We start from the raw sequence: 25,891 nt of genomic DNA on the forward strand, positions 1-25,891 counted from the left end.
CGCTTACTCCGGGGAGATCGAGTGGATGAGTGTGACGACGCGCGTCAGCACGTCGGGATCGGTTTCCGGCGGCACACCGTGGCCGAGGTTTAGCACGTGGCCGGGGGCTGCGGCGCCGGCGGCGATGACGTCGCGGACGTGGGCTTCCAGTACTTCCCACGGAGCGGACAGCAGGGCCGGGTCGATGTTGCCCTGCAGCGGAACCGTGCCGCCCAGCCGGCGGTTGGCTTCATCCAGCGGCAGCCGGTAGTCCACCCCGACGACGTCGACGCCGACGTCGCGCATGGCGACGAGCAGTTCCGAGGTGCCGGTACCGAAGTGGATCAGCGGGGCGCCGAGGTCACGCACGTGGTCCAGGGCGCGGGAGGAGGCCGGGGCGACGAAGCGCTTGTAGTCGGCCAGGCCGAGGGATCCGGCCCAGGAGTCGAAGAGCTGCCCGGCGGAAGCGCCGGCTTCCAGCTGGGCCCGCAGGAACATGCCGGAGGCGTCCGCGGCCCAGTTGGCCAGCGCGGTCCAGGTCTCCGGGTCGGCGTGCATCATGGTGCGCGGGCCGAGGTGATCACGGGAGGGCTTTCCTTCGACCATGTAGGCCGCGAGCGTGAACGGCGCGCCGGCGAAGCCGATCAGCGGGGTCTTCCCCAGCTGGGCCACGGTGAGCCGGACGGCCTCGCGGATGGGTTCGAGGGCTTCCCAGGTCAGCTGGGGCAGGGCGGCGACGTCGGCCGCGGTGCGGACCGGTTTCTCCAGCACGGGACCGACGCCGGGCACGATGTCGACGCCGACGCCGGCCAGCTTGAGCGGAATGACGATGTCGGAGAAGAAGATGGCGGCGTCGACGTCGTGACGGCGGACCGGCTGCAGGGTGATCTCGGAGGCCAGTTCCGGCCGCAGGCAGGAGTCCAGCATCGCGACGCCCTCGCGCAGCTTGAGGTATTCGGGCAGCGAGCGGCCGGCCTGTCGCATGAACCACACCGGACGGCGGGAGGGCTTGCCGCCGCGGTAGGCGGTGATCAGCGGGGAATCCGCGGTGCGGCCGTCCATCAGGGGGTGCCCGGCGTCAAGGCCGGAGAGTTCGGGGGTTGCCGCAGCGCGAGGAGTCATGACTTCGATTGTGCCGAAAATCAGCCCCAAAAGATAACGACAGCCTGTCACCGGCAAGGGCTGCGACCCGGGCCGCGCTCAGCCTGGGCCCCGGCCGTGGCGGGAATCACAGCCCCGCGTGGGCAGTCGCACGCCGGGCTGTTGTTCTACGCGGGAACGAAAAAGCTATGATTGTGATGCTGTGGTTCTTTTTTCTCTGGTGGCGACCCACGCCGACATCGACCTCGAGACCGTTGCTCTACTGAGCACCGGTGCTTCCGAGCTCGCCACATCCGCCCTCGCCGGATCGCCGGCCGTGGCGGGTGCCATTGTGCTTGCCACCTGCAACCGCTTCGAAATTTACGGTGAAGCGCACCGGCAGGACGACGTCGAAGACGCCCGCCTGGCCCTCATCGCCCAGCTCAGCGGCTCCACCGGACTCAACGAACAGCTCGTGGCGCGGTCCTTCAGCACCCGCACAGGCGCGGACGTCACCCAGCACCTGTTTTCCGTCAGCTCCGGGCTGGACTCCGCCGTCGTTGGGGAACGCGAAATAGCCGGCCAGGTCCGGCGGGCCCTGATTACGGCCCAGCACGAAGGCACGGCCAGCGCCGGCCTTGTCCGGCTCTTCCAGGCGGCGTCGAAGACCGCCAAGGACGTCGGAGCGCAGACGGCCCTGGGCGCCCGCGGCCTCTCGGTTGTCTCCGTGGCCCTCGACCTCGCCACCGAGCTGTCCGAAGTCCCCGACTGGTCCACCAAAAAGGTCGTGGTGTTCGGCACCGGCGCCTACGCCGGCGCCACCATGTCGCTGCTGCGTGAACGCGGCTGCACCGACGTGTCCGTGTACTCCTCCTCGGGACGCGCCGCCGGTTTCGTCGCCACCCGCGGCGGGACCGCGCTGGACGGCGACAGCCTCCCGGCCGCCGTCGCCGCCGCCGACGTCATGATCGGCTGCAGCGGCGCGGACACCCGCGTCGAAGCATCCGAACTGGCCAGCGTCCGGGCGGCATCGCCCCAGCCCCTGATCGCCATTGACCTCGCCCTTACCCACGATTTTGATCCCGCTGTCGGCGGACTCGACGGCGTCGAACTGCTCACGCTGGAATCGGTCCGCCTGGCCGCCCCGCAGGAACAGTCCGAATCGCTGGCGCAGGCCAGCAGCATCGTGGCCGGCGCGGCCAGCGCGTTCGAGCAGGAACGCGAGGCCCGCTCGGTGGACTCCGCCATCGTCGCCCTGCGCCGGCACACCATGAACGTTCTGGACACGGAAATGGAAAAAGTCCGGGCCCGCCACGGCTGCACCGCCGCGGCCGAGGAAGTCGAGTTCGCGCTCCGCCGGATGGTCAAGCAGCTGCTGCACGTCCCCACCGTCCGGGCCCGCGAGCTCGCCGCTAACGGCCAGCAGGAAGACTATGTGGCCGCCCTGGAGGCGCTCTACGGCATCACGGTCGAACAGCCCGTGGCAAAACCGGCCGACGCCGGGTGCCCGGTTGAACACCGTGACAGTTCCGCACCGGGCGGCGTGCAGGAAATCGCTTAGGCGGCTTAACCGGCGCTTCCGCCTGGCATGACCGCCCGATGGCCTTAGCCGGCTGGCTGGCACGCAGGCATGACCCTGAAGCGACGGCTTCACGTCGAAACTCGGCGTCAACAATTCGATCCGATCTCTTGTGCATCCGCCGAGACGACAGCGGCGACATAGCCCAGCAAGCCAACCCGTTACAAACTAACTCAGAGTCAGGCCCCGGCGGTCGGTGTCTTTGTTGGGCAGGGGTGCCCGGCTGTGAACAAGTACCAGTCCGTGAAGGGATCCGGCGGCATTTCCAGGTTGGGATCCCGGCCGGGGTCAGGCGGCGCGTCCACGTCGGGATCACAGCCGGGATCCCAGTCCGGGTCCGCGGGCAGGTCCAGATCTGGGTTCCAACCTGGATACGCCGTCAGGGCCGGTTCGGGATCCGGGTCCGGATAAGATCCTGGATCCGGGGGCAGGGTTTGGTCCGGTCCTTCGTCCGCGGGCTGGACTTCGTCTAAGCCGTCGCCGGCGGGTTGGAGGTGGGGTGGCCAGTGGGGTGGTTCCCAGTCCTGCTGTTCGCTGGGGTAGTACCGTCCGGAGGGTGAGGTCCAGCCTGGGGGTTTGTCTTTGCTGGCCCCGGAGGGTGTCCATCCGGAGCCGTGTTTGAGGCCGTGGTGCTTGCGGCATGGCTGGCCGAGGTTGGTGATTCCGGTGGTGCCGCCGTCGGCCCAGGCCAGGAGGTGGTCGGCCTCGTTGTCCAGGGACTGGTTGTTGCAGCCCGGGAAGGGGCACCGGCCGTCGCGGAGCCGGAGCCAGCGGCGCTGGGCCTTCGTGGGGCGGTAGTTGGTCCGGCCGATTTCCAGCGGGGCCCCGTCGCGGGGGTCGACCAGGACCCGGTAGAACGAGTCCGCGCCGTCGGCGACCAGGCGGCGGGCCATGGACGGCGGGATCGGCCCGTATCCGTCGAGCATCGCCGGTTCCTCGGTGGCTCCGAGCAGGGACAGGACCGGGACGGTGATGAGGACCTGCGCGCGCGGGACCGGCACCTCCCCGGTTAGACCGTTGCCATCAGCGCCGCCGTTGCCGTCGGCGCCGCCACCGGGGCCCAGGAGCAGGGAGGCGGCGACGTCGGCGCGGAGCTGGGTCAGGGTCCGGGTCTCGTCCGGGCCCTGGAGGGCGCGGGCGGCGGCGGTGGTCCGTTCCCAGATCCCCGCGGCCGTTACCGCCGGCAGGTACGCGGAGAACCAGGCCATCCCGTCCCGGTCCGGGGCGAACTCGACCCGCCGGTCCGTGGCGGACTTGATGTGGCGTTTCTCGATGCTGTCCGGGTGGTGGCGTTCGCGCCAGGTGCGGGATTTGGCGCGGAACCGGCCCGGGACGAGCTCCCCGGCCGGGCACCCGCGGGCCGGGTGGGGCGCGTCGGGGTCCAGGAAGTGCGCTTCCAGCGCCGCGGCCCCTTCCGGGCCCAGGTCGGTCGTTTCGTCGACCATGATCCGGGCGTGGGCCCAGGAGATCGTCCCGGCCTGCAACGCCTCCAGGGTCAGCGGCAGCTGCGTTGTCAGGGCCTGGCTCTGACCCAGCAGGGCACCGGCGGCGTTTTCGCTCACCGTCAGGACACAGGCGAGCTCGGCGACCATCGCCATCTCCTGGACGGTGTGGTCATGAAGGGACGCGGTCGGGGACGCCATCGCCCGCGTGGCCTCCGCGTAATCAGCGGTCAGATGCACCTTCAGCGCGGCCGAACTAGCTTCCAGAACGGCCCACCCTGAGAGACCGTCCAGGGAGGAATCCGCCCGATCCCGCAACGGATCAGCCCACAGCGGATCAGACTCGGTCTCCCGGGACGGAACGGCGCCGGACGGATCAATGCCGGACGGATCAGCGTGGTCCGCCCCGGCGCCGCTGATTGCGGTCAGCGCGGCAACGGCCGCCGCGACAGCCGCCAGGGCCGCCCTGCTCTCCGCACTCCACACCGTGCTTTCCATACCCGCAGATTATCGGGTGGCTACGACAATTTTTGATGGAACTGGCGATGACCGTGCGATGTCGGTGACAGCAACGATCAACGCCACTGAGCTGTGGAGCTCAGCACTTAGTGACGGAGTTCTGTGATCGCTTAGTGCCGCTGAACGGGGCTTTGAGTTGTCTTGCGTCGCATGCTTCTCGGGACATGCAGACAGCACTAACTCCGACTACACACCTATGATCACCAGTAGCAGGTTCACGGTTTGTAGCAGTCCACAGACGTCGACGGCTTCTGTCCGAGATACTCGTCCTCTACACCCCGATGCGGGTCATCGACGCGTACCCGTTCTACGTGCATCGCCTGAAAGGCAAGGCCTGTGATCCAATCAGCGGATTTCGACATCAACGCGTGGAGCCACCTTGTCGACCTGGTCGTGGAACCGCCCCAACCCGTAGATCCCGTCGAGGCGCTCAAAGCGGCACAGAGCAGAAAGACACCTCCAACGCTCAGGGTGCCTTTGGTCTTCACCGGAATCTACGGCGGACCTATCCACCTGACGATTGAGGTCCTTGATCGCGAGCCGGACACGGTCACCCCCGGCTGGGAAGACGTTGCTGACGTGTCCCTGGTCATCCCGGAGGGCAAGGTGTACTTCAACCAGCCCACTGGCGCCGACACGCACGATGTCGGGTCCATGTCAGCGGCGGAGGCGGGCAGCTATCGGGCCCGGCTTCACGCCGTCGGCAGGGACTTGGATTACGACATCGTCGTGGAAGAGTCGAAGGAAAGGCACCTGGTGCAGTTCTGGAGGGCCCCGCCCGCGAACACGATTGTGCTGGCTAACGCTTCTTCTGTGGGGAAGTCTCTGCCGCGGTTTGTCGCTATGTGGCAAAGCAACCTGTGACCGGTCCAGGGACACGCCAAAGGGGCCCCTGAATTTTCTGGGGGTCGTCTTGTGCATCGGGGGAGGCTACTAGCGACACGCTGCACCGCACCGATCCGGGTGTCAGTCTTTCTTCAGTTTCTCGGCGAGCATCACGATGATTCCGCTGGGACCGCGGAGGTACGTGAGTTTGTATTCGTCGCCGTAGGTCGCCACGCCGCGCAGCGGATGGCATCCGTGCTTGGCAGCGATCTCAAGTGCTTTGTCGATGTCGTCGACCGAGAAGGCCACGCGGTGCATGCCGATGTCGTTGGGACGAGTTGGGTTCGACTCGTTCGCTTTGGGGTGGATGTATTCGAAGAGCTCAAGTCGACCATGACCGTCTGGGGTCTGGAGCATCGCTATGTTGGCGTGGTTGCCGTCAAGTCCGACGGCCGTGTCGGTCCACTCGCCGCTGACCGTGTCACGGCCGACGACCGTGAGCCCGAGGTCGGTGAAAAAGGCGATTGTTGCTTCGAGGTCGCGAACGGCGATACCGACGTTCTCAAGTTTGATGGCCATGCGTTGAAGCTACCAAGCCGGACCGATTAGCTCCAGTGCACGCGGTCTGGCCGTTGATCCGTCGGGGCGGGGCACCCATATCTGCCCCTTGCGATGGAAACACAGGAGAACATGGACCCGGTGACATGCTCCGGGCCGACGAAGGGCCCGGTGTCGGTTGTCGAGCCGCGCCCGTCACTAGGGAGACGCTGCTGAGCCGGTCAGTAGACCGGTTTGTCCGGCTCCACGTCCCGCACCCAGGCCAGGATTCCGCCGTCGAGGTGGCTGACGCGCTCATAGCCGGCGGCCCGGGCGGCCGCGAGGACGGCCGCGGACCGGGTCCCGGCCTTGCAGTGGAACACGATGTCCATGTCCTGCGGCAGCTCGTGCCAGGCCTCGCCGGCCAGGATCCGGCCCTGCGGGATCAGGACGGCCCCGTCGATCCGGACGATGTCGTACTCCCCTGTTTCCCGCACATCGACCAGGTGGAAGTCCTTGAGTCCTGCCGTGCGGGAGGCCAGCATCGTGGCCAGCTGCGTTGCGGTCACGGTGTGTTCGGTGCCCGCCTCCGCGGCCGGGGTGATGCCGCAGAACGCCTCATAGTCGGTCAGTTCCGTGATCCGCTCCGCCTCGGGATCGCGGGAGACCTTGATTTCGCGCCAGGTCCCCCCGAGGGCGTCGAAGAGCGCCACCCGGCCCAGCAGTGAACGCCCGACGCCGGTGATCAGCTTGACGGCCTCCGTCACCATGAGCGAGCCGACGGCGGCGCAGAGCATCCCGAACACGCCGCCTTCCCCGCAGGACGGCACCGACCCAGCCGGCGGCGCCTCCGGGTACAGGTCGCGGTAGGTGGGGCCGAACTGCTCCCAGAAGACGCTGACCTGCCCGTCGAAGCGGAAGATCGAACCCCAGACGTAGGGCTTGCCGAGGATCGCCGCGGCATCGTTCACGAGGTAGCGGGTGGCGAAGTTGTCGGCGCCGTCCAGGATGAGGTCGTAGCCGGCGAACAGCTCCAGGGCATTGGAGGCGTCCAGCCGGACGTTGTGCAGCCGGACCTCCACGAGCGGGTTCAGGGCGGCAATGGCGTCGCGCGCCGACTCGATCTTGGGCCGGCCCACGTCCGCCACACCGTGGATCACCTGGCGCTGGAGATTGCTCAGGTCCACGGTGTCGTCGTCGACGATTCCCAAGGTTCCCACGCCGGCGGCGGCCAGGTACAGGAGCGCGGGAGAGCCCAGGCCGCCGGCGCCGATCACGAGGACCTTGGCATTTTTCAGCCGGCGCTGCCCGATCGACCCAATCTCCGGGATGATCAGGTGCCGGGAGTACCGTTCCACCTCGGCCGGGCTCAGTCCGTCGGCCGGTTCCACCAGCGGTCCGGACGCCGCGGGCGCAGTTTCCGGGGTTGCGGGGCCTGGGCTGGGGGTGAACTTGGAAGCCATACTTCAATCTATGCCCGAAGATGCCGCCAGGTCATATTACCGGCACGTAAAGTGGACGTAACAGCAAGCGAAAGAAGGCCGACAGTGGTTCATCAGGCACCGGTTGAGCGGGGTCATGCCGGTAAGTCACCGGACGTCCCGGCACGCAGCGGACAGCGATCGGCGCGGCTGCCCCGCGATGAGCGCCGGGCACAGTTGCTCGCAGCGGCCCAGGAAGTGTTCGTGGCGAACGGTTACCACGGGGCCGCGATGGACGAAATCGCCGAGACCGCCCATGTCAGCAAGCCCGTGCTGTACCAGCACTTCCCGTCCAAACGCGAGCTCTACCTGGCCCTGCTCGACAGCCAGCTGAGCAAACTGATTGAGCTGCTGCTCGGTGCCCTGAACTCCACCACGGACAACGATGAGCGCGTCCAGGCGGTCATGCGGGCCTATTTCCGCTTCATCGCCAGCGACGACCAGGCCCACCGCCTCGTCTTCGAATCCGACCTCGTCAACGACGCCGATGTCAGCGCCCGGCTGGAAGCGTTCAACAAGACCTTCGCCGACGCCGTCGCCCGGGTCATCGCCGAGGACACCAAGCTGCCCGAACTGGAGTCCCAGCTGCTGGGCCGCGGGCTCGCCGGAATGGCGCAGGTCAGCGCCCGGTACTGGCTGGAAACCGACGGCAATCTCGACCTCGATGTGGCCAGCGATCTGATCTACCGTTTAGCTTGGCGCGGAATCTCACGCTTCCCCAAGGAAACCTAGACTACAAATAGACATAACACCTGAGAACTTTGATTGGCTGGGAGGCCTTGCTGTGGAAGTAAAGATCGGCATACAGAACATCGGCCGCGAAATTGTCCTGGAATCGTCCCAGGAGGCCGACGCCGTGGCCAAGGTGGTCGGCGAGGCCATCGCGAAGGGCACGGAGCTGCGCCTGACGGATGAAAAAGGCCGCCTGATCATCATTCCCGCGAACGTCCTGGGCTATGTTGAAATCGGCGCCGAGGAAGTACGCCGCGTCGGCTTCGGCGCGCTCTAACCACCAGCCGCCCCTGTGCGCCGGCAGCACCGCTGCCGGCCGGCGCCCCGACCCGCAAGGAGTCCCGACATGCTTTCCCTGATTGTGGTTGCCCTGGTGACCGTGGCCGCGGGCTTTGTGGTGTGGGCCAACGACAAGCGCCACGCCAAGTACGGCATCGCCGTGCCGGCCGGGGTGTCTCTGACGGTCGGGATGCTGAGCTGGATCGCCTTCATGGCCGCCGGGCTTGGCTACCAGCCGGGCCTGACCTGGATTCCGTGGGTGCTGCCCATGGTCCTGGGCGCCGCCGCCTCCGTGGCGGCCGTGCTGTACCTGGGCAGGACCCGCACGAGCCGCGACACCGCCCGGCTCACCGCCATCCTGCGCTACTAGCCGCTTGCCGGCAGCGGGCGGGCTGCCGCGGCTCAGGCCTCCGGAGCTCCGGTTCCGTGGCCTGCCTCGGTGCACAGGCACAGCTGGTTTCCCTGCGCATCCGTGACCACGACCCAGTTGGGTGCGTGGTCATGGTTCATTAAGGCCCCGGCAGCCGCCGTCTTCTCCAGCACGGGACCCGATTCGGCCCTGCTGCGGTGGATGTCCAGGTGCATCCGGTTGGGGCTGGGGGTGGAGGTCTCCTGGAACCAGAGCGTCGGGCCACGCCCGTACGGGTCCACCAGGTCATTCGCGCCTCCGCGGCGGTAGCCGAGGGCCACCCGCCAGACCTCCGCGATGGCGGCCGGGTCCTCGGAGTCGATAGCCACCTCCACGGTCCGGTGCAGGCCGGGTTCCGCGGTGGCGCCGACGGCGGCTGCTGCCGCCCCGGCGGCCGTGGCGGCCGCGACGTCCCGCCGCGTGACTTCGTCCCCGGCGTCGTGGGAGCTGTAGCGCAGGAAGACCCGGTTGTAGCGCCAGTCCAGGTCCGGGTGGTGGTTCTGTTCCTCGGCGAGGCGTCCGACGGCGGCGATCAGTTCCAGCGCGGCGGCCGCCGTCGGTGCCTTGTAGGCCGTGACGAGACCGCCGAGCCGGTACCTCCAGTCCGGCAGCTCCGCCAGGGCCGCGTCGACCTGGCCCTCGTCGAGGATGTCGTCGGTGGCTGCCATGGCGGGCTCCTTCGCTGCCTAGAGGAATTCGGCCCGGCCCTCCATCGCCGAGGACGCCAGCGCGTGCTCCCGGCGCGGGATCCTGCCGGCCCTTTTGGCCAGCCTACCGGCGATCACGGCATGCTTGAAGGCCTCCCCCATCAGCACCGGATTCTGCGCCCGGGTCACTGCCGTCGCCAGCAGCACCGCATCGCAGCCAAGCTCCATGGCGAGGGCAGCATCGGAGGCGGTGCCGATCCCGGCATCCAGGACCACGGGCACGGAGGCCCGGGAGACGATCAGTTCGATGTTGTGCGGATTCAGGATGCCCAGGCCCGTGCCGATCGGTGAGCCCAGGGGCATCACCGCGGCGGCGCCGAGGTTTTCCAGCCGCAGGGCCAGCACCGGGTCGTCGTTGGTGTACGCGAAGACCTTGAACCCGCGGCCCACCAGCTGTTCGGTGGCCTCGACGAGTTCCACGGCGTCCGGCAGCAGGGTGTGCTCGTCGGCAATGACTTCCAGCTTCACCCAGTCCGTGTCGAGGGCTTCGCGGGCCAGTTCGGCGGTCAGGACGGCGTCCCTGGCGGTGAAGCAGCCCGCGGTGTTGGGCAGCACGCGGATGTTGTGGTCCAGCAGCAGCTGGAATAGGGACCCGGTCTCCGCGGGCGAGTAGCGCCGCATCGCGACGGTGGTCAGTTCGGTGCCGGAGGCCAGCAGCGCGGCGCCCAGACCGTCCAGGCTCGGCGCCCCGCCGGTGCCCATGATCAGCCGGGACCCCAGCTCCACGCCGTCGACGGTGAAGGGATCTGCCGCGGCCGGTGCGGCTGCCGGTGCCGGGGGAACTCCGGGGGCCGCTGCCCGTGTGGTTTCAGCCATGCTGCTCATCCTCCCTGTACCGCCGTGACCAGCTCGATGTCGTCGCCGTCGGCGAGCGCGGTGCCGTGCCATTGGCTGCGGGGAACGACTTCCGCGTTGCGGGCCACGGCGACCCCGAGTTTTCCGCCGTCCGCGGACCGGCCGTTCGGGGCCAGCGGCCGGCCGGTGATCTGGCTGACGAGGGTACTGACCGAGGCACCCTCGGGGAGCGCGTGCTCGGTTCCGTTCAGTCTGATGTTCATACCGTTTCCTTGCTGTGCTCAGGGGTGGTGTCCGGGCGGGTGGTACTCCGGGGGGCCGTAATTCGGGGTGCTGTGATCCCAGGGGTTGTTTCCGGCGGTCCCGCGGCCGGCGGAACGGTGTCGTGTGTGCGGGAATCCTGCGTGCCGATGTCCTGCGCGCCCGTGTCCTGCGTGCCCGTGTCCTGCGTGCCGCCGGCGAACCGGTCCGGCCTGAAGTGTGCCCAGCGCGGGTCCGCGACGCCGTCCAGGAGCTGCCGGCAGATCTCCGCGGCGGCGGGGGTGAGCAGGATTCCATGCCGGAAGAACCCGGTGGCGATGATCAATCCCGCAACGTCGCCGTGGCCCCCCGGTTCCGCAACGCGGCCCAGCAACGGCGCGTTGTCCGGGGTTCCGGGACGGGCTCTCGCGGTGGACTCGAGCAGTTCCAGTTCGGCGACGGCAGGGACCAGCTGCTGGGCGTCGCGCAGCAGCTGGTAGACACCGCCGGCGGACACGGCGCCGCCGGCGCTGCTTCTGCCCGCCTCGGGGGCGCCGGCCTTGGGGGCGCCGGCAGTGTTGCCGCCGGCCGGGGCCCCCGTCTGACTCTCGGCCCCCAGGGCATCCTCCCGCTGCGTGGCGCCGATCACCACCGTGCCGTCCTGCCGGGGGACGATGTAGACCGGGACGCCGCGGACCAGTCCCCGCACCGTGGAGGTCAGCAGCGGCCGCAGTCTTTCCGGCACCCGCAGCCGGAGGATGTCGCCGTGGACCGGCCGCAGCGGCAACCGCAGCCCTGCGGGCAGGCCCCCGAGCGCCGCGGCGCCCAGGCCGTTGGCCACAATGGTTTCCGTGGCCCGGACGCTGCCGCCGCCGGCGAGGCTGGCACCGACCACCCGCCCGTCCGCCCAGAGCAGGCCGGCGGCGCGCCGGGTGACGGTGTGGCATCGTCCGTCGGCGGCGAGGAGCTTGCCGATCCGGGTGAGCAGCCGGCGGGGGTCCACCTGGTGGTCGGCGGGAATGTCGAAAGCACAGGAGATACCCGGGCTCAGGAGTGGTTCCCGCACCCGCGCCGCACGGACGGTCAGCGGCTCCACGGCGAGGCCGTGCGCCTGCTGGACGGTGCGCAGGTCAGCGAGCGCCCGGCGGTCGGCGGCGTCGGCCCCCACGGCGAGGGTCGGCGTCGTGAGGTATCCCGTGCCGGTGTCCGCCCGTGCGCCTCCGGCGACGGTCTGCCCCGAGTCCAGTCCCGCGGCCGGTTCGCCGTCCAGGGCGGCGGCGAAAGCCGGCCAGAGGCGGGAGGATTCGAGCATGAGCTCCAGGAGCGCTTCCTCCTGGTAGTGCAGTTCACTCACCGGGGCGAGCATTCCGGCGGCGGCCCAGCTGGCGCCGGTTCCGGGGGCGTCGTCGATCAGGGCGACCGAACGGCCTGAGAGTCGCACCGCCCAGGCGATCCCGTGGCCGACAACTCCGCCGCCGATCACGGCAACGTCGTAACATTCCCGGGTTTCGGCGTCATCGGGCGCCGCAGCGTCGGTTGCAGTGTCAGCTGCCGCGGACATGCCGCGGGCGGATGGGGGGCCCATGAAGGATTCCTTCCCTACGCCGGTACTAACCGGATCAGGTCAAGCGGTCGGCTCTGACGCCCTCTCAGCCTGCCGGTGCCGGACGCCTGGGGCGTGACCGGCGGCGGGCTCCCGCGGTATTCGCCCAGTTTAGAGGAACTAGGCTGGAGACATGAGCCAGGATGCCGTCCACACCACTGCCCGCCTTTACCTTTGCACCGGTGCCCGCCGGGACCGCGGCGACTTTGCGGACTTCGTGGACGCCGCCTTTGCCGGCGGTGTTGACATCATCCAACTGCGCGACAAGTCTCTGGAGGCGGCCGAGGAGCTGGAACTCCTGGACGTCCTGCACGAGGCGGCCCGTCGGCACGGCCGGCTCTGGGCCGTCAACGACCGGGCGGACATTGCCTCGCTGTCCGGGGCTCCGGTGTTCCACATCGGGCAGAAGGACATCCCACAGGGGGCCGCGCGGGACTTCCTCGGCAAGGACACCGTGATCGGGCTCTCCACCCACAGCCCGGACCAGGTCGACGCGGCCATCGCCGCCGCCCCCGGCCGCAGCGGCCTGGACTACTTCTGTGTCGGGCCGGTGTGGGCCACCCCCACCAAGCCGGGGCGCGCCGCCGTCGGACTTGAGCTCGTGCGTTACGCGGCCGACTCGGTCCGCCGGGCGGCCGAGTCGGACGAGGGCAAGATCGCCGGAGAGGTGCCGTGGTTCGCGATCGGCGGCATTGACCTCGGAAACGTGGAGCAGGTGGTGGAGGCCGGCGCGCGCAGGATCGTGGTGGTCCGCGCCATCACCGACGCCGACGATCCCGCGGACGCCGCCCGGGCCCTGCTCGCGGTCCTCGACGCCGCAGGGAACTGAACGGCGGAATCACTCAGGGAACGGGACCCGCGGAACTAACGAGCGGAACCGATCCCGGCCAGGACCGCTCAGGACCGGCAGGCGTTGACCGTTCGGGCGGCCGGGCCTCCGGTCAGCCCGCCAGGCCGAGCTGGGTCATACGGCGGGAGTGGTTCGCGGCCAGTTCGTCCATCAGCTCGCGGACAAGTTCCTTGGACCGGTCCTCGTCCGCGCCGATCAGGCCCCCGACGAACGAGTGCTCAAAACTCACCCGCTGCGCCTGGGTCAGCGCTTCCCCGAGCAGGCGTCTGGCCCACAGTGCCAGCCGCGAGGCCAGCCGCGGGTCATCGGCGAGGGCTGCCTTGAGCCGCTCGCGCAGCACCTCCGTGGCTCCCCCGTCGGCCTGGATCTGCTCCACGAGGGCCCGGGTTCCGGCGTCGACGTAGCGGGAAATGGCGCGGTAGAAATCGGCGGAGACGGTGTCGATCACGTACGCCTTCATCAGCGATTCGTACCAGTCCGCCGGGCGGGTGCGTTCGTGGAAATGGTCCACGGACGGCTGGAACGGCAGCATGGCGGCCTCCGCGTCCAGGCCCATGGCGTCGAGTTTGGCGCTCACGAGCTCGTAGTGCTGGAACTCGATCACGGCGAGCCGGCCCAGCACCGCACGGTCGTGCAGGGTGGGTGAATACCGGGCATCGGAGGAGAGCCGTTCGAAGGCGGACAGCTCGCCGTAGGCCATGACGCCGAGCAGATCCATCAGGAACGTGTTGTAACGGGCAGGATCAGCCGGGGATGTGCTCATGATCCAAGACTAATGGCGCAAATGGAGCTAATCTGATTTTCGTGTCCCATCATCGCTTGACCCCGAATGTCCACCAGCAGAAAAACCAACTTGCCGAGGCGCTCAACGCGCTGCGCACGACGCTGGAGCTGCCGGGGCCCTTCCCTGAGGACGCGCTCCGGGAGGCCAAGGAGGCCGTCGCCGGGCACGAGCTCCCGGAGCTGGATTTCACGCATATCGAGTTCGTGACGATCGATCCGGCGTCCTCCACCGACCTGGACCAGGCCCTCTTCATCGACCGCTCCGGTGAGGGCTACAAGGTCTTCTACGCGATCGCCGACGTCCCTTCCTTTGTGGTCCCCGGCGGCGCCCTCGACGCCGAAACCCGCCGCCGTGGCCAGACCTACTACACTCCGGACGGCCGGATTCCGCTGCATCCGGAAATCATCAGCGAAGAGGCCGGCAGCCTGCTCGCCGGCCAGCTCTGCGCTGCGTTCGTGTGGGAATTCGAGCTGGACGCCGCGGCCGAGGTGTCCGGGGTGCTGGTCCGCCGCGCGACGGTCCGCAGCCGGGCGAAGCTCAGCTACCGGGGCGTGCAGGCCGAGCTTGACGCCGGCACCGCCGCGCCCGTGCTGCAGCTGCTCAAGGAAGTGGGGATGAAGCGGGTCGAGCTGGAACGGCTCCGCGGCGGCGCCAGCCTGAACATGCCGGAACAGGAAATCGAACAGCTGGCCGACGGCGGCTACCGGATTGCCGCTGCGCCGCCGCTGCCCGTGGAGGATTGGAACGCCCAGATCTCCCTGATGACGGGGATGGCCGCCGCGGAGATCATGCTGGCGGGCAAGGTCGGAATCCTGCGCACCATGCCGGCCCCGGATGAAGCCTCGCTGGGGCACTTCCACCGCCAGACCCGCGCCCTGGGCAAGCCCTGGGACGGCGAGATGAGCTACGGCGAGTACCTGCGCACCCTGGACCCGACGGACCCGCGCCAGCTGGCGATCGTGCACTCGGCCGGCATGCTGTTCCGCGGCGCCGGTTACACCCCCTTCGACGGAACCGTGCCCGAGGCCGCCACCCAGGCGGCCATCGGCGCTGCCTACGCCCACTCCACCGCCCCGCTGCGCCGGCTGGTCGACCGGTTTGTCCTGGTGATCTGCGAGGCGCTCAGCAACGGCACGGCCGTCCCGGACTGGGCCCGCGAGGCCCTGCCCTCCCTTCCGGGGATCATGGCGACCTCGGACCAGCTGGCTGCCAAGCTGGAGCGGCTCTCCCTCGACACCGTCGAGGCGGCGCTCCTGGTGAACCACGTCGGACAGGAGTTCGACGCCGTCGTGATTTCGGGATCCAAGATGGCCCGGAACGGGAAAAACGCGGACGGGAAAACTGCGAACGGGAAGACCGCGGACGGGAAAACTGCGAACGGGAAGAACGGCAACGGCAGGAACGGCAACGGAGGCGTCGGCACCAAGGCGGGAAACGGCAACGGACCCTCCGGCATCGTGCAGATCGCCGACCCCGCGGTGACCGCCCGCTGCCCCGGCGAACTGGAGCCCGGCACCCAGGTCCGGGTGCGGATTGTGTCCTCCGACATTGCCACCCGCGAGGTCCGGCTGGAGCTGGTGGGTTAGGGAACCGCCGGCCCTCCCGCGCGCCGTCTGCGCTGTCAGTCGGGGATCCGGGCCGGGTACAGCTAGACTGGAAGGGTAGATATGGATGCCCGGTCGTTGATTTCCTTGATTTTCGAATTCAACAAGCCCGCCCCTACGCGATCTTGAGACAGACCCGCTGGTCCCCAGTGCCAGCATTTAGATAGCCCGCGATCGGCTTCCACTGGAATTGCCTGCGCGCCTGAGCGTGCTCCGGAACGGCCTCCCGGCCGGCCCCGTTGAGCAAGCAGCGCAGCCCAAAATGAATAAGGAAACTCCCCTAGTGAGTGAATTGCATACGCACCAGCTTCTGACCGACGAATCCGGAACGGAAACGCTCGAGCCGGAAGAGACCATCATCTCGGACGAGAAGCCGCACGAGATAGCCGAGAAGACCTTCGCCGACTTCAACGTCCGCGCCGACATCGTGGAATCGCTGGCCGACGCCGGCATCACGCACCCCTTCCCGATCCAGGCCATGACCCTGCCGGTCGCCCTCAGCGGCCACGACATCATCGGCCAGGCCAAGACCGGCACCGGCAAGACCCTCGGCTTCGGCATCCCGGCGCTGCAGCGCGTCGTCGGGCCGGACGATGCCGGCTACGACTCGCTGCCCGCACCCGGTGCCCCGCAGGCCCTCGTGATCGTTCCGACCCGCGAGCTCGCCGTCCAGGTCGCCAATGACCTGCAGAACGCCGCCCGCAAGCGCAACGCCCGCATCACCACGATCTACGGCGGCCGTGCGTACGAGCCGCAGGTCGAGGCCCTGACGAAGGGCGTCGAGGTCGTCGTCGGCACCCCCGGGCGCCTCATCGACCTGTACAAGCAGAAGCACCTCGTGCTGAAGAACGTCAAGATGGTCATCCTTGACGAAGCCGACGAGATGCTGGACCTCGGGTTCCTCCCGGACGTCGAGACCCTCATTGCCGGCACACCCGCCGTCCGCCAGACCCTGCTGTTCTCGGCCACCATGCCCGGTCCCGTCGTCGCCATGGCGCGCCGCTACATGACCAAGCCGACCCACATCCGCGCCGCCGACCCGGACGACGAGGGCCTGACCAAACGCGACATCCGCCAGCTGATCTACCGTGCCCACAGCATGGACAAGATCGAGGTCGTCGCGCGCATCCTGCAGGCCCGCGGCCGGGGCCGCACCATCATCTTCACCAAGACCAAGCGCACCGCAGCCAAGGTTGCCGAGGAACTGGTGGACCGCGGCTTCGCCGCCGCCGCCATCCACGGCGACCTCGGCCAGGGCGCCCGCGAACAGGCGCTGCGCGCCTTCCGCAACAACAAGGTGGACGTCCTCGTCGCCACCGACGTTGCCGCCCGCGGCATCGACGTCGACGACGTCACCCACGTCATCAACTACCAGTGCGTTGAAGATGAAAAGATCTACCTGCACCGCGTGGGCCGCACCGGCCGTGCCGGCAACAAGGGCACCGCCGTGACCTTCGTCGACTGGGACGACATGCCCCGCTGGGGCCTGATCAACAAGGCCCTGGGCCTGAGCGTCCCGGAGCCCGTGGAAACCTACTCCTCCTCCCCGCACCTCTTCGAGGAACTCGACATCCCCGAGGGCACCAAGGGCCGGCTGCCCCGCGACAAGCGTGTGCTGGCCGGCGTCGACGCCGAGGTCCTGGAGGACCTGGGCGAGACCGGCAAGAAGAACGCCCCCCGCACGGGACAGGGCACCGGCGGACGTGACAGCGCCCGCACCGGCGGACGCGACAGCGCCCGCACCGGCGGACGCGACGCCGGCGCCACCGGCGGAGGCCGTGACGGCGGCCGCACCACCGGCGGGGGCAGCCGCGACGGCAGCCGCGACACCCGCCGCAGCGGCGGCGCCACCGCCGCCAAGGACAGCGGACGCTCCGGCGACCGCCGTCGTCGTCCGGCCGAGGCTGCTGAAGCCAGCACCGGTCCCGCCGCCGAGGCACCGGCCCGGTCCGCCGCGGCCGCGCCGACCGAGGTCGACCGCGCCACCCGCGCACGCCGCCGCACCCGCACCCGCCGCCACAACGGCGAAGTGGTCGCAGGCGAGGCACAGGCCGGGGCTCCGGCAGGCAGCACCGAGGCCTAAACCCCTACATGACTGACACCGTCTGGGCGCCGGACGGCAGCAACCTGGTGGTACACGCGGACAACGCGGCGTACCTCCCGACGCTGCCGGACGGCGCCTTCACACTCATTTACGTGGATCCGCCCTTCAACACCGGCCGGGTCCAGAAGCGCCAGGAAACCAAAATGGTGCTCAACACCGGCGGCGACGGCGACCGGGTCGGGTTCAAGGGCCGCTCCTACGACACGATCAAGGGCGCGCTGCACAAATACGACGATGCGTTCAGCGACTACTGGACCTTCCTGGAGCCGCGCCTGGTCGAGGCCTGGCGGCTGCTGGCCGACGACGGCACCCTCTACCTGCACCTGGACTACCGTGAGGTGCACTACGCCAAGGTGATGCTGGACGCGATCTTCGGCCGCGAGTGCTTCCTGAACGAGATCATCTGGGCCTATGACTACGGCGCCCGCGCCAAGTACCGCTGGCCCACGAAGCACGACAATATCCTCGTGTACGTCAAGAACCCGGCGAAGTACCACTTCGACAGCGCCGAAGTGGACCGGGAGCCCTACATGGCGCCCGGGCTCGTGACACCGGCCAAACGGGAACTCGGCAAGCTGCCCACCGACGTCTGGTGGCACACCATCGTCTCCCCCACCGGCAAGGAAAAGACCGGCTACCCGACGCAGAAGCCCGAGGGGCTGATCCGCCGCGTAGTGGCAGCCTCCAGCCGGCCCGGTGACTGGTGCCTGGACTTCTTCGCCGGCTCGGGCACCCTGGGCGCCGTCGCCGCGAAGCTCGACCGCAGGTTCGTCTGCGTGGACCAGAACCAGCCGGCCATCGACGTCATGGCCAAACGGCTCACCCCGCACGCCGCCTTCACTGTTTTTCCGGGCAACTAGCTCGCACTACCAACTGACTCGCAGCAAAGGCCGTCCTGAGCGCTCAAAACGGCCCCTGCTGCCAGTCAGTTGGGTCGAAGGGCGTCAGCGCACCACCGGGGTTCCGGTTCCCTGTTCCTCGATCCGGGCAAACACTTCGGGTGAGGTCAGGTTCTCGCCCAGCCGGTTCGGCTTCCCGGCGCCGTGGTAGTCGGAGGACCCCGTGACCAGCAGCCCGTGCCGGTCCGCGAGTTTGCGCAGGAACACCCTGCCCTCCTCGGGATTGTCGCGGTGGTCGATTTCCAGCCCGGCCAGCCCGGCATCGATCATTTCCTGGTAGACCCGCTCCCCCACGATCCGTCCGCGGGCGGACGCCACCGGGTGGGCGAACACCGGCACGCCGCCGGCGGCACGGACCAGTTCGACGGCGAACGCCGGGTCCGGCGCGTAATGCTGCACGTAATAGCGGGAGTGCGAGGTCAGGATGGAATCGAATGCCTCGGTGCGGTCCGCCACCACGCCAGCGGCGACGAGGGCGTCGGCGATGTGCGGCCGGCCCATGGTGGCACCGGGCGCCACGTGGTGGATGACGTCGTCCCAGCTCAGCGGATAGTCCTCCGCGAGGAGGCTGACCATCCGCTCGGCCCGGGTGAAGCGCGCGTCCTTGGCCTTGGTGATTTCCTCCAGCAGCCCGGGGTGCGCGGGGTCGTGCAGGTAGCTGAGGAGGTGCACGCTGATCCCCTCCATCGTCCGGCAGGAAATCTCCATCCCCGGAACCAGCGCCACACCGTGCCCGCGGGCGGCGAGGGCGGCCTCCGCCCAGCCGTCGGTGGAGTCATGGTCGGTCAGGGCGACGACGTCGAGCCCCGCCTCCGCCGCCGAGGCCATCACCGCGCCGGGCGCTTGGGTGCCGTCGGAAACATTCGAGTGGGCGTGCAGGTCGATCTTCACCTCACCAGCCTAGTAGATCGCCCCCGCGGCGCCCGGGACGGACCCCGCCGGCCTGTTGGCCTAAGCCGCTCCGCTGGTGAGACTATGGGACGGTGAAAGATGCAGATAACACCCAAGTCTCCGCTTCCCAGCCCCTCGATGAGCGCGTCAACAACCGCTCGCAGCGGCCCAGCTCCGACGCCTTTAAGGCGTTTATGGCCAGCAACTGGGCACCGTCCAGCGAGCAGCTCCCGGAACGCGACGCCGTCGCCGGCCACGCCGCCACCCGCCGGCGCGCCATCTCGGAGAAGTTCAAGGGCGAACGCCTGGTCATTCCGGCCGGCCCGCTGAAGGTCCGCTCGAACGACTGCGACTACCGCTTCCGGCCGCACTCCGGCTTCGCGCACCTGACCGGCCTTGGCCTGGACCACGAGCCCGACGCCGTGCTCATCCTGGAGCCCGTGGAGGCAGGCAAGGGCGACGACGGCGGCCACCACCACGCGACGCTGTACTTCCGCCCGCTGGCCGGCCGCGACACCGAGCAGTTCTACGCCGACTCCCGGGCCGGCGAATTCTGGATCGGCGCCCGCCCCACCCTGGCCCAGTTCAAGGCCCTCCTCGGCCTGGACACCGCGGACATCAGCGAACTCGAACTGGGCATCACCAAGAACGTGGGCGCCCCCGAAATCGGCGGGATCTCCATCCGGCTGGTGCGGAAGGTCGACGAGAACATCGACGCCCTCGTGGACACCGCCCGCTACAACACCGCCAAGGACCCGGAGAACCTGGACATGGGCATCCTGGACGCGCTCGACGAGAAGCTCTCCGAGGCCCTGTCCGAACTGCGCCTGCTCAAGGATGAGTGGGAAATCGAGCAGATGAAGACCGCCGTCGCCGCCACGGTGCAGGGCTTCACGGAGGTCGTCAAGGTCCTGCCGCGGGCGCTCACCCACCAGCGCGGCGAGCGTGTCGTCGAGGGAGCGTTCTTCGCCCGGGCCCGGGAGGAAGGCAACGAACTCGGCTACGACACCATCGCGGCCTCCGGCAACAACGCCACGGTGCTGCACTGGACCCGGAACACCGGCAAGATCAACGCCGGCGACCTGCTGCTGCTCGACGCCGGGGTCGAGGCGGATTCGCTCTACACCGCGGACATCACCCGCACCCTGCCGGCCAACGGCACCTTCTCCGAGATCCAGCGCAAGGTCTACGAGGCTGTGCTGGACGCCGCCGACGCCGGTTTTGCCGCCGCCCAGCCCGGCACCCGGTTCCGCGACATCCACACCGCCGCGACCACCGTGCTGGCGGAACGGCTGGCCGCCTGGGGCCTGCTTCCGGTCTCCGTGGAGGAGGCCATCAGCGCCGAGGGCCAGCAGCACCGCCGCTGGATGCCGCACGGCACCAGCCACCACCTCGGCCTCGACGTGCACGACTGCGCCCAGGCCAAGCGCGAACTGTACCTCGACGGCGTCCTCACCCCCGGCATGGTCTTCACGATCGAACCCGGGCTGTACTTCAAGGATGAGGACCTGGCGATCCCGGAGGAATACCGCGGGATCGGCGTCCGCATCGAGGATGACATCCTCATGACCGCCGACGGCCCGGTCAACCTCAGCGCGGCCCTGCCCCGCAAGGCCGACGACGTCGAGTCCTGGATGGCGGGAATCTACCAGGAAGTTGACGGCCCGGCGGCGTAATTCCGCGCCGGCACGAAGAAGGCCTCCGCCCGGATCACTCCGGGGCAGAGGCCTTCTGCGTTGCCGGTCAGTGCTGCGAACCGCCCTCGTCGGGACCCTGCTTGGGCGTATCGGTGACGCGGACCCCGTACTGCGGGCGGCCGTCCGGCAGGTCCGGGTAGGCGAACCCGGTGGACTTCGGCGCCTCTTCCGTGGCCGGCTCGGTCTCCGCAGACGGCTGCTGCGACGGTTCAGCGTGCCGGCCTGGCGCGTGCTGGCCTTCGGGCTGCTGGACTGGCGCGTGTTGGCCTTCGACCGGCTGGCCGCCGGCGTCAGGCGTGCGCTGGCCGTAGGGGTCGTTCCAGGCCGCGGGCCGCTGCGGGGCGTGGCCGTGCTGGCCCGGCTGCTGGGCGCCCTGCCCGGGACCGGGCTGGTACGGCTGGTGCTGGTAGTCGCGCTGGGAGTATCCGGCCGATGCGGCGGACGCCGAGGCGTCGTGCTGGGTCATCGGAAGCTGGTGCAGCAGCCGCCGCGCCTCGTTCGCCGCCTCGAAGGAGACCACGACGTCGTAGTTCGTCGCCACCACCTGGCTGGTGGACGTGAAGTCGCGCTTGCCCTTCTGCATGGCGTACGTGACGATGCCGAACAGCATAAAGAAGGCCGCGCCCATGAGCACGGAGGTCACGATGGAGAAATACCCCGGCGTAGTGGAGAAGAAGGAGAGCATGATGCCCACGAACAGGCCGAACCACATGCCGCTCAGGGCACCCGACAGGGCCACCCGGGGGTAGGTCAGCCGGCCGGTGACCCGCTCCACCATCTTCAGGTCATTGCCGACAATCGAGACCATCTGCACCGGGAACTGCTGGTCCGCGAGGTAGTCCACCGCCTTCTGGGCATCCAGGTAGGAATTGTAGGAACCGACGGTGTCGCCCTTGGGGACACTGCGGGCCTCGTCCGGGCCGTTGGGGGCGCCAGCCCTGGGAGCACCAAAAATGTTTGACATACGCCTATTCTTACCTATCCGGCTGGGCACCGGCTGTAAATTCAGCTAAAAGAGAGCGGACTCGGTAGCCTGTACAGGTGAGCACAAATCTTTCGCGGGTGTTTGTCGCGCGCCTCCTCGGACTGGACGTCTTTGACCCTCTGGGCGACCGTCTGGGCCGGCTGCGCGACGTCGTCGTGCTCTCCCGCGGAACCCGGGGCGCCCCGCACGTGGTGGGCATCGTCGTCGAGGTTCCCGGGAAGAAGCGCGTTTTCGTGCCGATGACCCGGATCACCTCGATCGACCAGACCCAGATCATCTGCACCGGGCTGGTGAACCTGCGGCGCTTCGAACAGCGCGGCGCGGAAACCCTCGTCGTGGCCGAGATGTTCGACCGCCGCGTCACGCTCGCCGACGGCAGCGGGGACGCCACGATCGAGGACATTGCGATGGACAAGCACCGCTCCGGTGACTGGTTTGTCAGCAAGCTCTTTGTCCGCCGCGGCCACTCCCTCTCCCCGCTGAGCCGGCTGCGCCGCAACGAGACCCTGATTATCGACTGGGCCGACGCGCACCCGGACGCGCGCACCGAGCCCCAGGCCGCCACCCAGTTCGTCGCGACCCACGAGGACCTCAATCCTGCGGACTTCGCCGAAGCCCTGCACGAGATGAGCGACAAGCGCCGCTTCGAGGTCGCGAGCGAGCTGCAGGACGAACGCCTCGCCGACGTCCTGCAGGAGATGCCCGAAGACGACCAGGTGGAGATCCTCTCCGCCCTCGACGTGAACCGCGCCGCGGACGTGCTCGAGGAGATGGACCCGGACGACGCCGCCGACCTCCTCGCGGAACTGCCCAGCGCCCAGGCCGAGGAACTGCTCCAGCTGATGGAACCCGAAGGCGCCGACGACGTCCGCCGGCTGCTCGAATACGACGAGGACACCGCAGGCGGCCTGATGACCCCGGTCCCGGTTATCCTGCCCCCGGAAGCCACCGTCGCCGAAGCCCTGGCCCATGTCCGCCGCGAGGAGCTCTCCCCCGCTCTGGCGTCGTCGATCTTCATTGCCCGGCCGCCGCTGGAGACGCCCACGGGCCGGTTCCTCGGCGTCGTCCACATCCAGCAGCTGCTGCGCTACCCGCCGCCCGAACCGCTGGGCAACCTGGTCGACAAGACCCTGGAGCCCGTGTCGGACCAGGCCCACATCAGCGAGGTGGCCCGCACGCTGGCGACCTACAACCTCAACTCGCTCCCCGTCGTCAACAGCGACGGTCGGCTTGTGGGGGCGGTGACTGTTGACGACGTGCTGGACCATCTGCTGCCCGATGACTGGCGCGCCCACGAGGACGATGTCCCGATAAGGAAGCTTGGAGGCCGCATTGGCTGATAACAGCACACCACGGAACCCGCACGTCCGGCCGGGCAGCAAATCGGCCAAGGGAAGCCTCGACACACCCCTCAGCGGCCGCCAGCGGATCCTGCCGAAATTCTCACCCAACCCGGACGCCTTCGGCCAGACCACGGAAGGGTTTGCCCGTTTTATGGGCACGCCGCAGTTCCTGGTCTACATGACCGTGTTTGTCGTGCTCTGGCTCACCTGGAACACCTTCGCCCCGGTGGAGTGGCAGTTCGACTCCCGGGCGCTCGGCTACACCCTGCTGACCCTGATGCTCTCGCTGCAGGCCTCCTACGCCGCGCCGTTGCTGCTCCTTGCCCAGAACCGGCAGGACGACCGTGACCGGGTTTCCCTCCAGCAGGACCGCCAGCGTGCGGAACGCAACCTCTCCGACACCGAATACCTGACCCGGGAACTCGCCTCGCTGCGGATCGCTTTGCGCGAAGTCGCCACCCGCGACTACGTCCGGGCCGAACTGCGCAGCCTGCTCGAGGACATGCTGGAGGCGCAGGAGGAACTGCGCACCCACGATCCATCCGCCGGCGTCCACGAGACGCCGCGGGACAAGGCCAAGGAAAAGCTGAAGGACCGCCGCGACAAGCAGCGCAGCCCCCGGACCCAGCAAATGCCCCGGATCAAGTCCGACAGGAACGACCGCAAACCCGCCAGGAAAACCGACGCGGCGCCGGACACCCTTGCGCCGGGAACACACCAGCGCACCGCACCGGACACCCTTGCGCCGGACACCCTCCAGGGTGCCGGGCCGGACAACGCCGGCGCACCCGCGCACCCCGCTTCCCCCGAGAACTGAGCCGTCACCGCATGAACTCCAGCCAGGACAGCACCACCCAGGGCATCCCCGCGGCCTCCGCTTTGGACGGTGCCGTGCACGCCGCCCTCGCCACCGTCATCGATCCCGAGCTCCGCCGTCCCATCACCGAGCTCGGCATGGTGGACGCGGTGGAGGTTTCCGACGGCGGCCGGGTCCGGGTCGCGGTGCTGCTGACGATTGCCGGCTGCCCGCTGCGCGGAACCATCACCGCCGACTGCGAGGCGGCACTCTCCGCCGTGCCCGGGGTCACCGGCGTCGAGGTCGACCTGAAGGTCATGACGCAGGCGCAGCGCGACGCGCTCAAGGAGCAGTTGCGCGGCGCCGGCGGGCAGCGCGGGATCCCGTTCAACGATCCCGGCTCGCTGACCAAGGTCTACGCCGTCGCGAGCGGCAAGGGCGGCGTGGGCAAGTCCTCCGTGACGGTGAATCTCGCCTGCGCGCTGGCCGCCCAGGGGCTGCGCGTGGGGATTGTGGACGCGGACGTCTACGGCTTCTCCGTCCCGGCGCTGATGGGGATCACCCAGGCCCCCACCCGCGTGGATGACATGATCCTGCCGCCGGTGGCGTACGGGGTCAAAGTCATCTCGATCGGCATGTTCGTCACCGGCAACCAGCCGGTCGCGTGGCGGGGCCCCATGCTGCACCGCGCCCTGGAGCAGTTCCTCACCGACGTCTACTTCGGCGATCTCGACGCGCTGTTCCTGGACCTTCCGCCCGGTACCGGCGACATCGCCATCTCCGTGGCCCAGCTGCTGCCCAAAGCCCAGATCCTCGTCGTGACCACCCCCCAGGCTGCCGCCGCGGATGTGGCCGAGCGGGCGGGCGCCATCGCGACCCAGACCGGCCAGAGCGTCGCCGGCGTCGTGGAGAACATGTCGTACCTGGAATTGCCCGACGGCGGCCGGATGGAGCTGTTCGGCAGCGGCGGCGGCGCCGTGCTCGCCGAGCGGCTGTCCGCCACGGTGGGAACGGACGTTCCGCTGCTGGGACAGATCCCGCTGGACATCCTGCTGCGGGAGGGCGGTGACGCCGGGATCCCCCTGGTGCTGGGCCGCCCCGAAACGCCGGCGGCCGTGGCACTGCTGGACATCGCCGGAAGGCTTGCCTCGGTCCCGCGCGGGCTGAGCGGAAAGCCGCTGGGCCTGCAGCCCCGCTAGGTAGCTTCGGAATCGAAGGGCGCCGGCTCGCCGTCCGGGAGCCGCTCGATCATCCGGGCCGGCGGGCGTTCCGCGGCCGCCGCGGCGGCTGCCGCCACGGTGGCTACGGCCGGGGCACCGGCGCTGACCGGTTTGGTGTCATCGTCGAGCAACGCTTCCTTGATGATTCGGCGCGGATCGTACTGCCGGGGGTCGTACTTCTTCCAGTCGACGTCATCGATATCGATGCCGACTTCTTCCTTGATCTGTTCCCGCGCGCCCGACGCCATCCGGCGGACTTCCTTGACGATGTTGGCAAGTTTCTGGGTGTATTCGGGCAGCCTGCTGGGACCGATCACCAGAAGGCCGATGATCAGCAGAAGTACAAACTCCGGTCCATTGATTCCAAGCACTGTAGGAAGATTACCCTCTCAATCGGGGCTGGGACGATTCGGCCGCGACACACGGGGCATGCCCCCTCGGCCGGTGCCACCGCCGAGGTGATATTTCGCGCCCATTGCCGTGCGGCCCATGGGCGCGAGCTCTCACCTCG

At 68.8% G+C, this 25,891-nt stretch carries 25 protein-coding genes and 1 riboswitch; of the genes, 13 read left to right on the top strand and 12 right to left on the bottom strand.

What is annotated here, in order from left to right:
• Nucleotides 1-3: 3 nt before the first annotated feature.
• On the bottom strand, nucleotides 4-1,101 hold the full coding sequence (hemE, locus tag AC06G6_RS13810; protein WP_479822929.1) for a uroporphyrinogen decarboxylase: 1,098 nt from the start codon (nucleotides 1,099-1,101) through the stop codon (nucleotides 4-6).
• Between the two features lie 181 nt (nucleotides 1,102-1,282).
• On the opposite strand from hemE, the gene AC06G6_RS13815 reads away from it, so the two are divergent.
• A complete protein-coding gene (locus AC06G6_RS13815; protein WP_479822933.1) occupies nucleotides 1,283-2,620 on the top strand; it encodes a glutamyl-tRNA reductase in 1,338 nt (445 codons plus the stop codon).
• Between the two features lie 197 nt (nucleotides 2,621-2,817).
• Here AC06G6_RS13815 and AC06G6_RS13820 read toward each other — a convergent pair whose 3' ends face one another.
• Nucleotides 2,818-4,578, bottom strand: coding sequence for an HNH endonuclease signature motif containing protein (locus tag AC06G6_RS13820; protein WP_479822936.1), 1,761 nt, complete (start codon nucleotides 4,576-4,578; stop codon nucleotides 2,818-2,820).
• A 357-nt stretch (nucleotides 4,579-4,935) separates the two neighbouring features.
• Here AC06G6_RS13820 and AC06G6_RS13825 point away from each other — a divergent pair, with 357 nt between their 5' ends.
• Nucleotides 4,936-5,463: a hypothetical protein gene (locus AC06G6_RS13825; protein ID WP_479822938.1), complete on the top strand. Its 528-nt coding sequence runs from the start codon at nucleotides 4,936-4,938 to the stop codon at nucleotides 5,461-5,463.
• A gap of 102 nt (nucleotides 5,464-5,565) precedes the next feature.
• Here the strand turns inward: AC06G6_RS13825 and AC06G6_RS13830 are convergent, their stop codons facing one another.
• Complete coding sequence (locus tag AC06G6_RS13830) at nucleotides 5,566-6,003, bottom strand: VOC family protein (protein WP_479822940.1); 438 nt, start codon at nucleotides 6,001-6,003, stop codon at nucleotides 5,566-5,568.
• A gap of 200 nt (nucleotides 6,004-6,203) precedes the next feature.
• Nucleotides 6,204-7,424, bottom strand: a complete 1,221-nt coding sequence (gene moeB, locus AC06G6_RS13835; protein WP_479822942.1) for a molybdopterin-synthase adenylyltransferase MoeB — start codon at nucleotides 7,422-7,424, stop codon at nucleotides 6,204-6,206.
• 84 nt (nucleotides 7,425-7,508) lie between these two features.
• Here moeB and AC06G6_RS13840 point away from each other — a divergent pair, with 84 nt between their 5' ends.
• The 3 genes from AC06G6_RS13840 (at nucleotide 7,509) to AC06G6_RS13850 (ending at nucleotide 8,823) form a co-directional block, all read left to right on the top strand.
• Complete coding sequence (locus tag AC06G6_RS13840; protein ID WP_307460101.1) at nucleotides 7,509-8,174, top strand: TetR/AcrR family transcriptional regulator; 666 nt, start codon at nucleotides 7,509-7,511, stop codon at nucleotides 8,172-8,174.
• Nucleotides 8,175-8,226: 52 nt separating this feature from the next.
• Nucleotides 8,227-8,451 (top strand): DUF3107 domain-containing protein, encoded by a 225-nt coding sequence (locus tag AC06G6_RS13845; RefSeq protein WP_307460103.1) that lies wholly within the window; start codon nucleotides 8,227-8,229, stop codon nucleotides 8,449-8,451.
• Between the two features lie 69 nt (nucleotides 8,452-8,520).
• A complete protein-coding gene (locus tag AC06G6_RS13850) occupies nucleotides 8,521-8,823 on the top strand; it encodes a hypothetical protein (protein ID WP_282383970.1) in 303 nt (100 codons plus the stop codon).
• Nucleotides 8,824-8,855: 32 nt separating this feature from the next.
• Here the strand turns inward: AC06G6_RS13850 and AC06G6_RS13855 are convergent, their stop codons facing one another.
• The 4 genes from AC06G6_RS13855 to AC06G6_RS13870 all read right to left on the bottom strand — a co-directional run bounded on the left by AC06G6_RS13855 (nucleotide 8,856) and on the right by AC06G6_RS13870 (nucleotide 12,189).
• Nucleotides 8,856-9,530, bottom strand: a complete 675-nt coding sequence (locus AC06G6_RS13855; RefSeq protein WP_479822945.1) for a 4a-hydroxytetrahydrobiopterin dehydratase — start codon at nucleotides 9,528-9,530, stop codon at nucleotides 8,856-8,858.
• A gap of 18 nt (nucleotides 9,531-9,548) precedes the next feature.
• Entirely contained in the window at nucleotides 9,549-10,385 is an 837-nt protein-coding gene (locus AC06G6_RS13860; protein WP_479822947.1) for a thiazole synthase, read from the bottom strand.
• A 5-nt stretch (nucleotides 10,386-10,390) separates the two neighbouring features.
• Nucleotides 10,391-10,627 carry a sulfur carrier protein ThiS gene (thiS, locus tag AC06G6_RS13865; RefSeq protein WP_479822949.1) on the bottom strand — a complete coding sequence of 79 codons (237 nt, stop codon included), beginning with the start codon at nucleotides 10,625-10,627 and terminating at the stop codon, nucleotides 10,391-10,393.
• Nucleotides 10,624-12,189, bottom strand: a complete 1,566-nt coding sequence (locus AC06G6_RS13870) for an FAD-dependent oxidoreductase (RefSeq protein ID WP_479822951.1) — start codon at nucleotides 12,187-12,189, stop codon at nucleotides 10,624-10,626. The genes thiS and AC06G6_RS13870 overlap by 4 nt, the downstream gene beginning before the upstream one ends.
• Nucleotides 12,183-12,314: riboswitch (TPP riboswitch) on the bottom strand. It overlaps the preceding gene by 7 nt.
• Before the next feature lie 26 nt (nucleotides 12,315-12,340).
• On the opposite strand from AC06G6_RS13870, the gene thiE reads away from it, so the two are divergent.
• The gene (gene thiE, locus AC06G6_RS13875; RefSeq protein WP_479822953.1) at nucleotides 12,341-13,036 is read left to right on the top strand and encodes a thiamine phosphate synthase; all 696 of its coding nucleotides are present in this window, start codon (nucleotides 12,341-12,343) and stop codon (nucleotides 13,034-13,036) included.
• Nucleotides 13,037-13,148: 112 nt separating this feature from the next.
• On the opposite strand, the gene AC06G6_RS13880 is transcribed toward thiE, so the two are convergent.
• A complete protein-coding gene (locus AC06G6_RS13880; RefSeq protein ID WP_479822955.1) occupies nucleotides 13,149-13,820 on the bottom strand; it encodes a ferritin-like fold-containing protein in 672 nt (223 codons plus the stop codon).
• Between the two features lie 41 nt (nucleotides 13,821-13,861).
• On the opposite strand from AC06G6_RS13880, the gene AC06G6_RS13885 reads away from it, so the two are divergent.
• The 3 genes from AC06G6_RS13885 (at nucleotide 13,862) to AC06G6_RS13895 (ending at nucleotide 18,409) form a co-directional block, all read left to right on the top strand.
• Nucleotides 13,862-15,427, top strand: coding sequence for an RNB domain-containing ribonuclease (locus AC06G6_RS13885; RefSeq protein ID WP_479822957.1), 1,566 nt, complete (start codon nucleotides 13,862-13,864; stop codon nucleotides 15,425-15,427).
• Between the two features lie 301 nt (nucleotides 15,428-15,728).
• Nucleotides 15,729-17,528: a DEAD/DEAH box helicase gene (locus AC06G6_RS13890; RefSeq protein ID WP_479822961.1), complete on the top strand. Its 1,800-nt coding sequence runs from the start codon at nucleotides 15,729-15,731 to the stop codon at nucleotides 17,526-17,528.
• Between the two features lie 8 nt (nucleotides 17,529-17,536).
• Complete coding sequence (locus AC06G6_RS13895; RefSeq protein ID WP_479822966.1) at nucleotides 17,537-18,409, top strand: DNA-methyltransferase; 873 nt, start codon at nucleotides 17,537-17,539, stop codon at nucleotides 18,407-18,409.
• A gap of 84 nt (nucleotides 18,410-18,493) precedes the next feature.
• Here AC06G6_RS13895 and AC06G6_RS13900 read toward each other — a convergent pair whose 3' ends face one another.
• Complete coding sequence (locus AC06G6_RS13900; protein WP_479822968.1) at nucleotides 18,494-19,339, bottom strand: PHP domain-containing protein; 846 nt, start codon at nucleotides 19,337-19,339, stop codon at nucleotides 18,494-18,496.
• Between the two features lie 92 nt (nucleotides 19,340-19,431).
• Between AC06G6_RS13900 and AC06G6_RS13905 the strand changes: the two genes are divergently transcribed.
• Entirely contained in the window at nucleotides 19,432-21,015 is a 1,584-nt protein-coding gene (locus AC06G6_RS13905) for an aminopeptidase P family protein (RefSeq protein ID WP_479822970.1), read from the top strand.
• Nucleotides 21,016-21,082: 67 nt separating this feature from the next.
• Here AC06G6_RS13905 and AC06G6_RS13910 read toward each other — a convergent pair whose 3' ends face one another.
• The gene (locus AC06G6_RS13910; protein WP_479822972.1) at nucleotides 21,083-22,000 is read right to left on the bottom strand and encodes a YflT domain-containing protein; all 918 of its coding nucleotides are present in this window, start codon (nucleotides 21,998-22,000) and stop codon (nucleotides 21,083-21,085) included.
• A gap of 77 nt (nucleotides 22,001-22,077) precedes the next feature.
• On the opposite strand from AC06G6_RS13910, the gene AC06G6_RS13915 reads away from it, so the two are divergent.
• From AC06G6_RS13915 to AC06G6_RS13925, 3 genes are read left to right on the top strand one after another with little or no spacing between them, the layout of a single operon-like run.
• Nucleotides 22,078-23,361: a magnesium transporter MgtE N-terminal domain-containing protein gene (locus tag AC06G6_RS13915; RefSeq protein WP_479822974.1), complete on the top strand. Its 1,284-nt coding sequence runs from the start codon at nucleotides 22,078-22,080 to the stop codon at nucleotides 23,359-23,361.
• Nucleotides 23,342-24,181, top strand: coding sequence for a DUF1003 domain-containing protein (locus tag AC06G6_RS13920; protein ID WP_479822976.1), 840 nt, complete (start codon nucleotides 23,342-23,344; stop codon nucleotides 24,179-24,181). The genes AC06G6_RS13915 and AC06G6_RS13920 overlap by 20 nt, the downstream gene beginning before the upstream one ends.
• A gap of 11 nt (nucleotides 24,182-24,192) precedes the next feature.
• Nucleotides 24,193-25,359 (top strand): Mrp/NBP35 family ATP-binding protein, encoded by a 1,167-nt coding sequence (locus AC06G6_RS13925; RefSeq protein WP_479822978.1) that lies wholly within the window; start codon nucleotides 24,193-24,195, stop codon nucleotides 25,357-25,359.
• On the opposite strand, the gene AC06G6_RS13930 is transcribed toward AC06G6_RS13925, so the two are convergent.
• Nucleotides 25,356-25,751: a twin-arginine translocase TatA/TatE family subunit gene (locus tag AC06G6_RS13930; protein WP_479822981.1), complete on the bottom strand. Its 396-nt coding sequence runs from the start codon at nucleotides 25,749-25,751 to the stop codon at nucleotides 25,356-25,358. The two genes, AC06G6_RS13925 and AC06G6_RS13930, sit on opposite strands and share 4 nt — an antisense overlap.
• Nucleotides 25,752-25,891 lie beyond the last annotated feature (140 nt).

Source organism: Arthrobacter sp. CJL-S3, from assembly GCF_056711635.1.

What these genes read in the sequence shown, in the direction of transcription:
- hemE (WP_479822929.1), bottom strand. Translation starts at nt 1,101, where the DNA reads ATGACTCCTCGCGCTGCGGCAACCCCCGAACTCTCCGGCCTTGACGCC.
- AC06G6_RS13820 (WP_479822936.1), bottom strand. Translation starts at nt 4,578, where the DNA reads ATGGAAAGCACGGTGTGGAGTGCGGAGAGCAGGGCGGCCCTGGCGGCT.
- AC06G6_RS13830 (WP_479822940.1), bottom strand. Translation starts at nt 6,003, where the DNA reads ATGGCCATCAAACTTGAGAACGTCGGTATCGCCGTTCGCGACCTCGAA.
- moeB (WP_479822942.1), bottom strand. Translation starts at nt 7,424, where the DNA reads ATGGCTTCCAAGTTCACCCCCAGCCCAGGCCCCGCAACCCCGGAAACT.
- AC06G6_RS13850 (WP_282383970.1), top strand. Translation starts at nt 8,521, where the DNA reads ATGCTTTCCCTGATTGTGGTTGCCCTGGTGACCGTGGCCGCGGGCTTT.
- AC06G6_RS13855 (WP_479822945.1), bottom strand. Translation starts at nt 9,530, where the DNA reads ATGGCAGCCACCGACGACATCCTCGACGAGGGCCAGGTCGACGCGGCC.
- AC06G6_RS13860 (WP_479822947.1), bottom strand. Translation starts at nt 10,385, where the DNA reads ATGGCTGAAACCACACGGGCAGCGGCCCCCGGAGTTCCCCCGGCACCG.
- thiS (WP_479822949.1), bottom strand. Translation starts at nt 10,627, where the DNA reads ATGAACATCAGACTGAACGGAACCGAGCACGCGCTCCCCGAGGGTGCC.
- AC06G6_RS13870 (WP_479822951.1), bottom strand. Translation starts at nt 12,189, where the DNA reads ATGGGCCCCCCATCCGCCCGCGGCATGTCCGCGGCAGCTGACACTGCA.
- thiE (WP_479822953.1), top strand. Translation starts at nt 12,341, where the DNA reads ATGAGCCAGGATGCCGTCCACACCACTGCCCGCCTTTACCTTTGCACC.
- AC06G6_RS13880 (WP_479822955.1), bottom strand. Translation starts at nt 13,820, where the DNA reads ATGAGCACATCCCCGGCTGATCCTGCCCGTTACAACACGTTCCTGATG.
- AC06G6_RS13895 (WP_479822966.1), top strand. Translation starts at nt 17,537, where the DNA reads ATGACTGACACCGTCTGGGCGCCGGACGGCAGCAACCTGGTGGTACAC.
- AC06G6_RS13910 (WP_479822972.1), bottom strand. Translation starts at nt 22,000, where the DNA reads ATGTCAAACATTTTTGGTGCTCCCAGGGCTGGCGCCCCCAACGGCCCG.
- AC06G6_RS13925 (WP_479822978.1), top strand. Translation starts at nt 24,193, where the DNA reads ATGAACTCCAGCCAGGACAGCACCACCCAGGGCATCCCCGCGGCCTCC.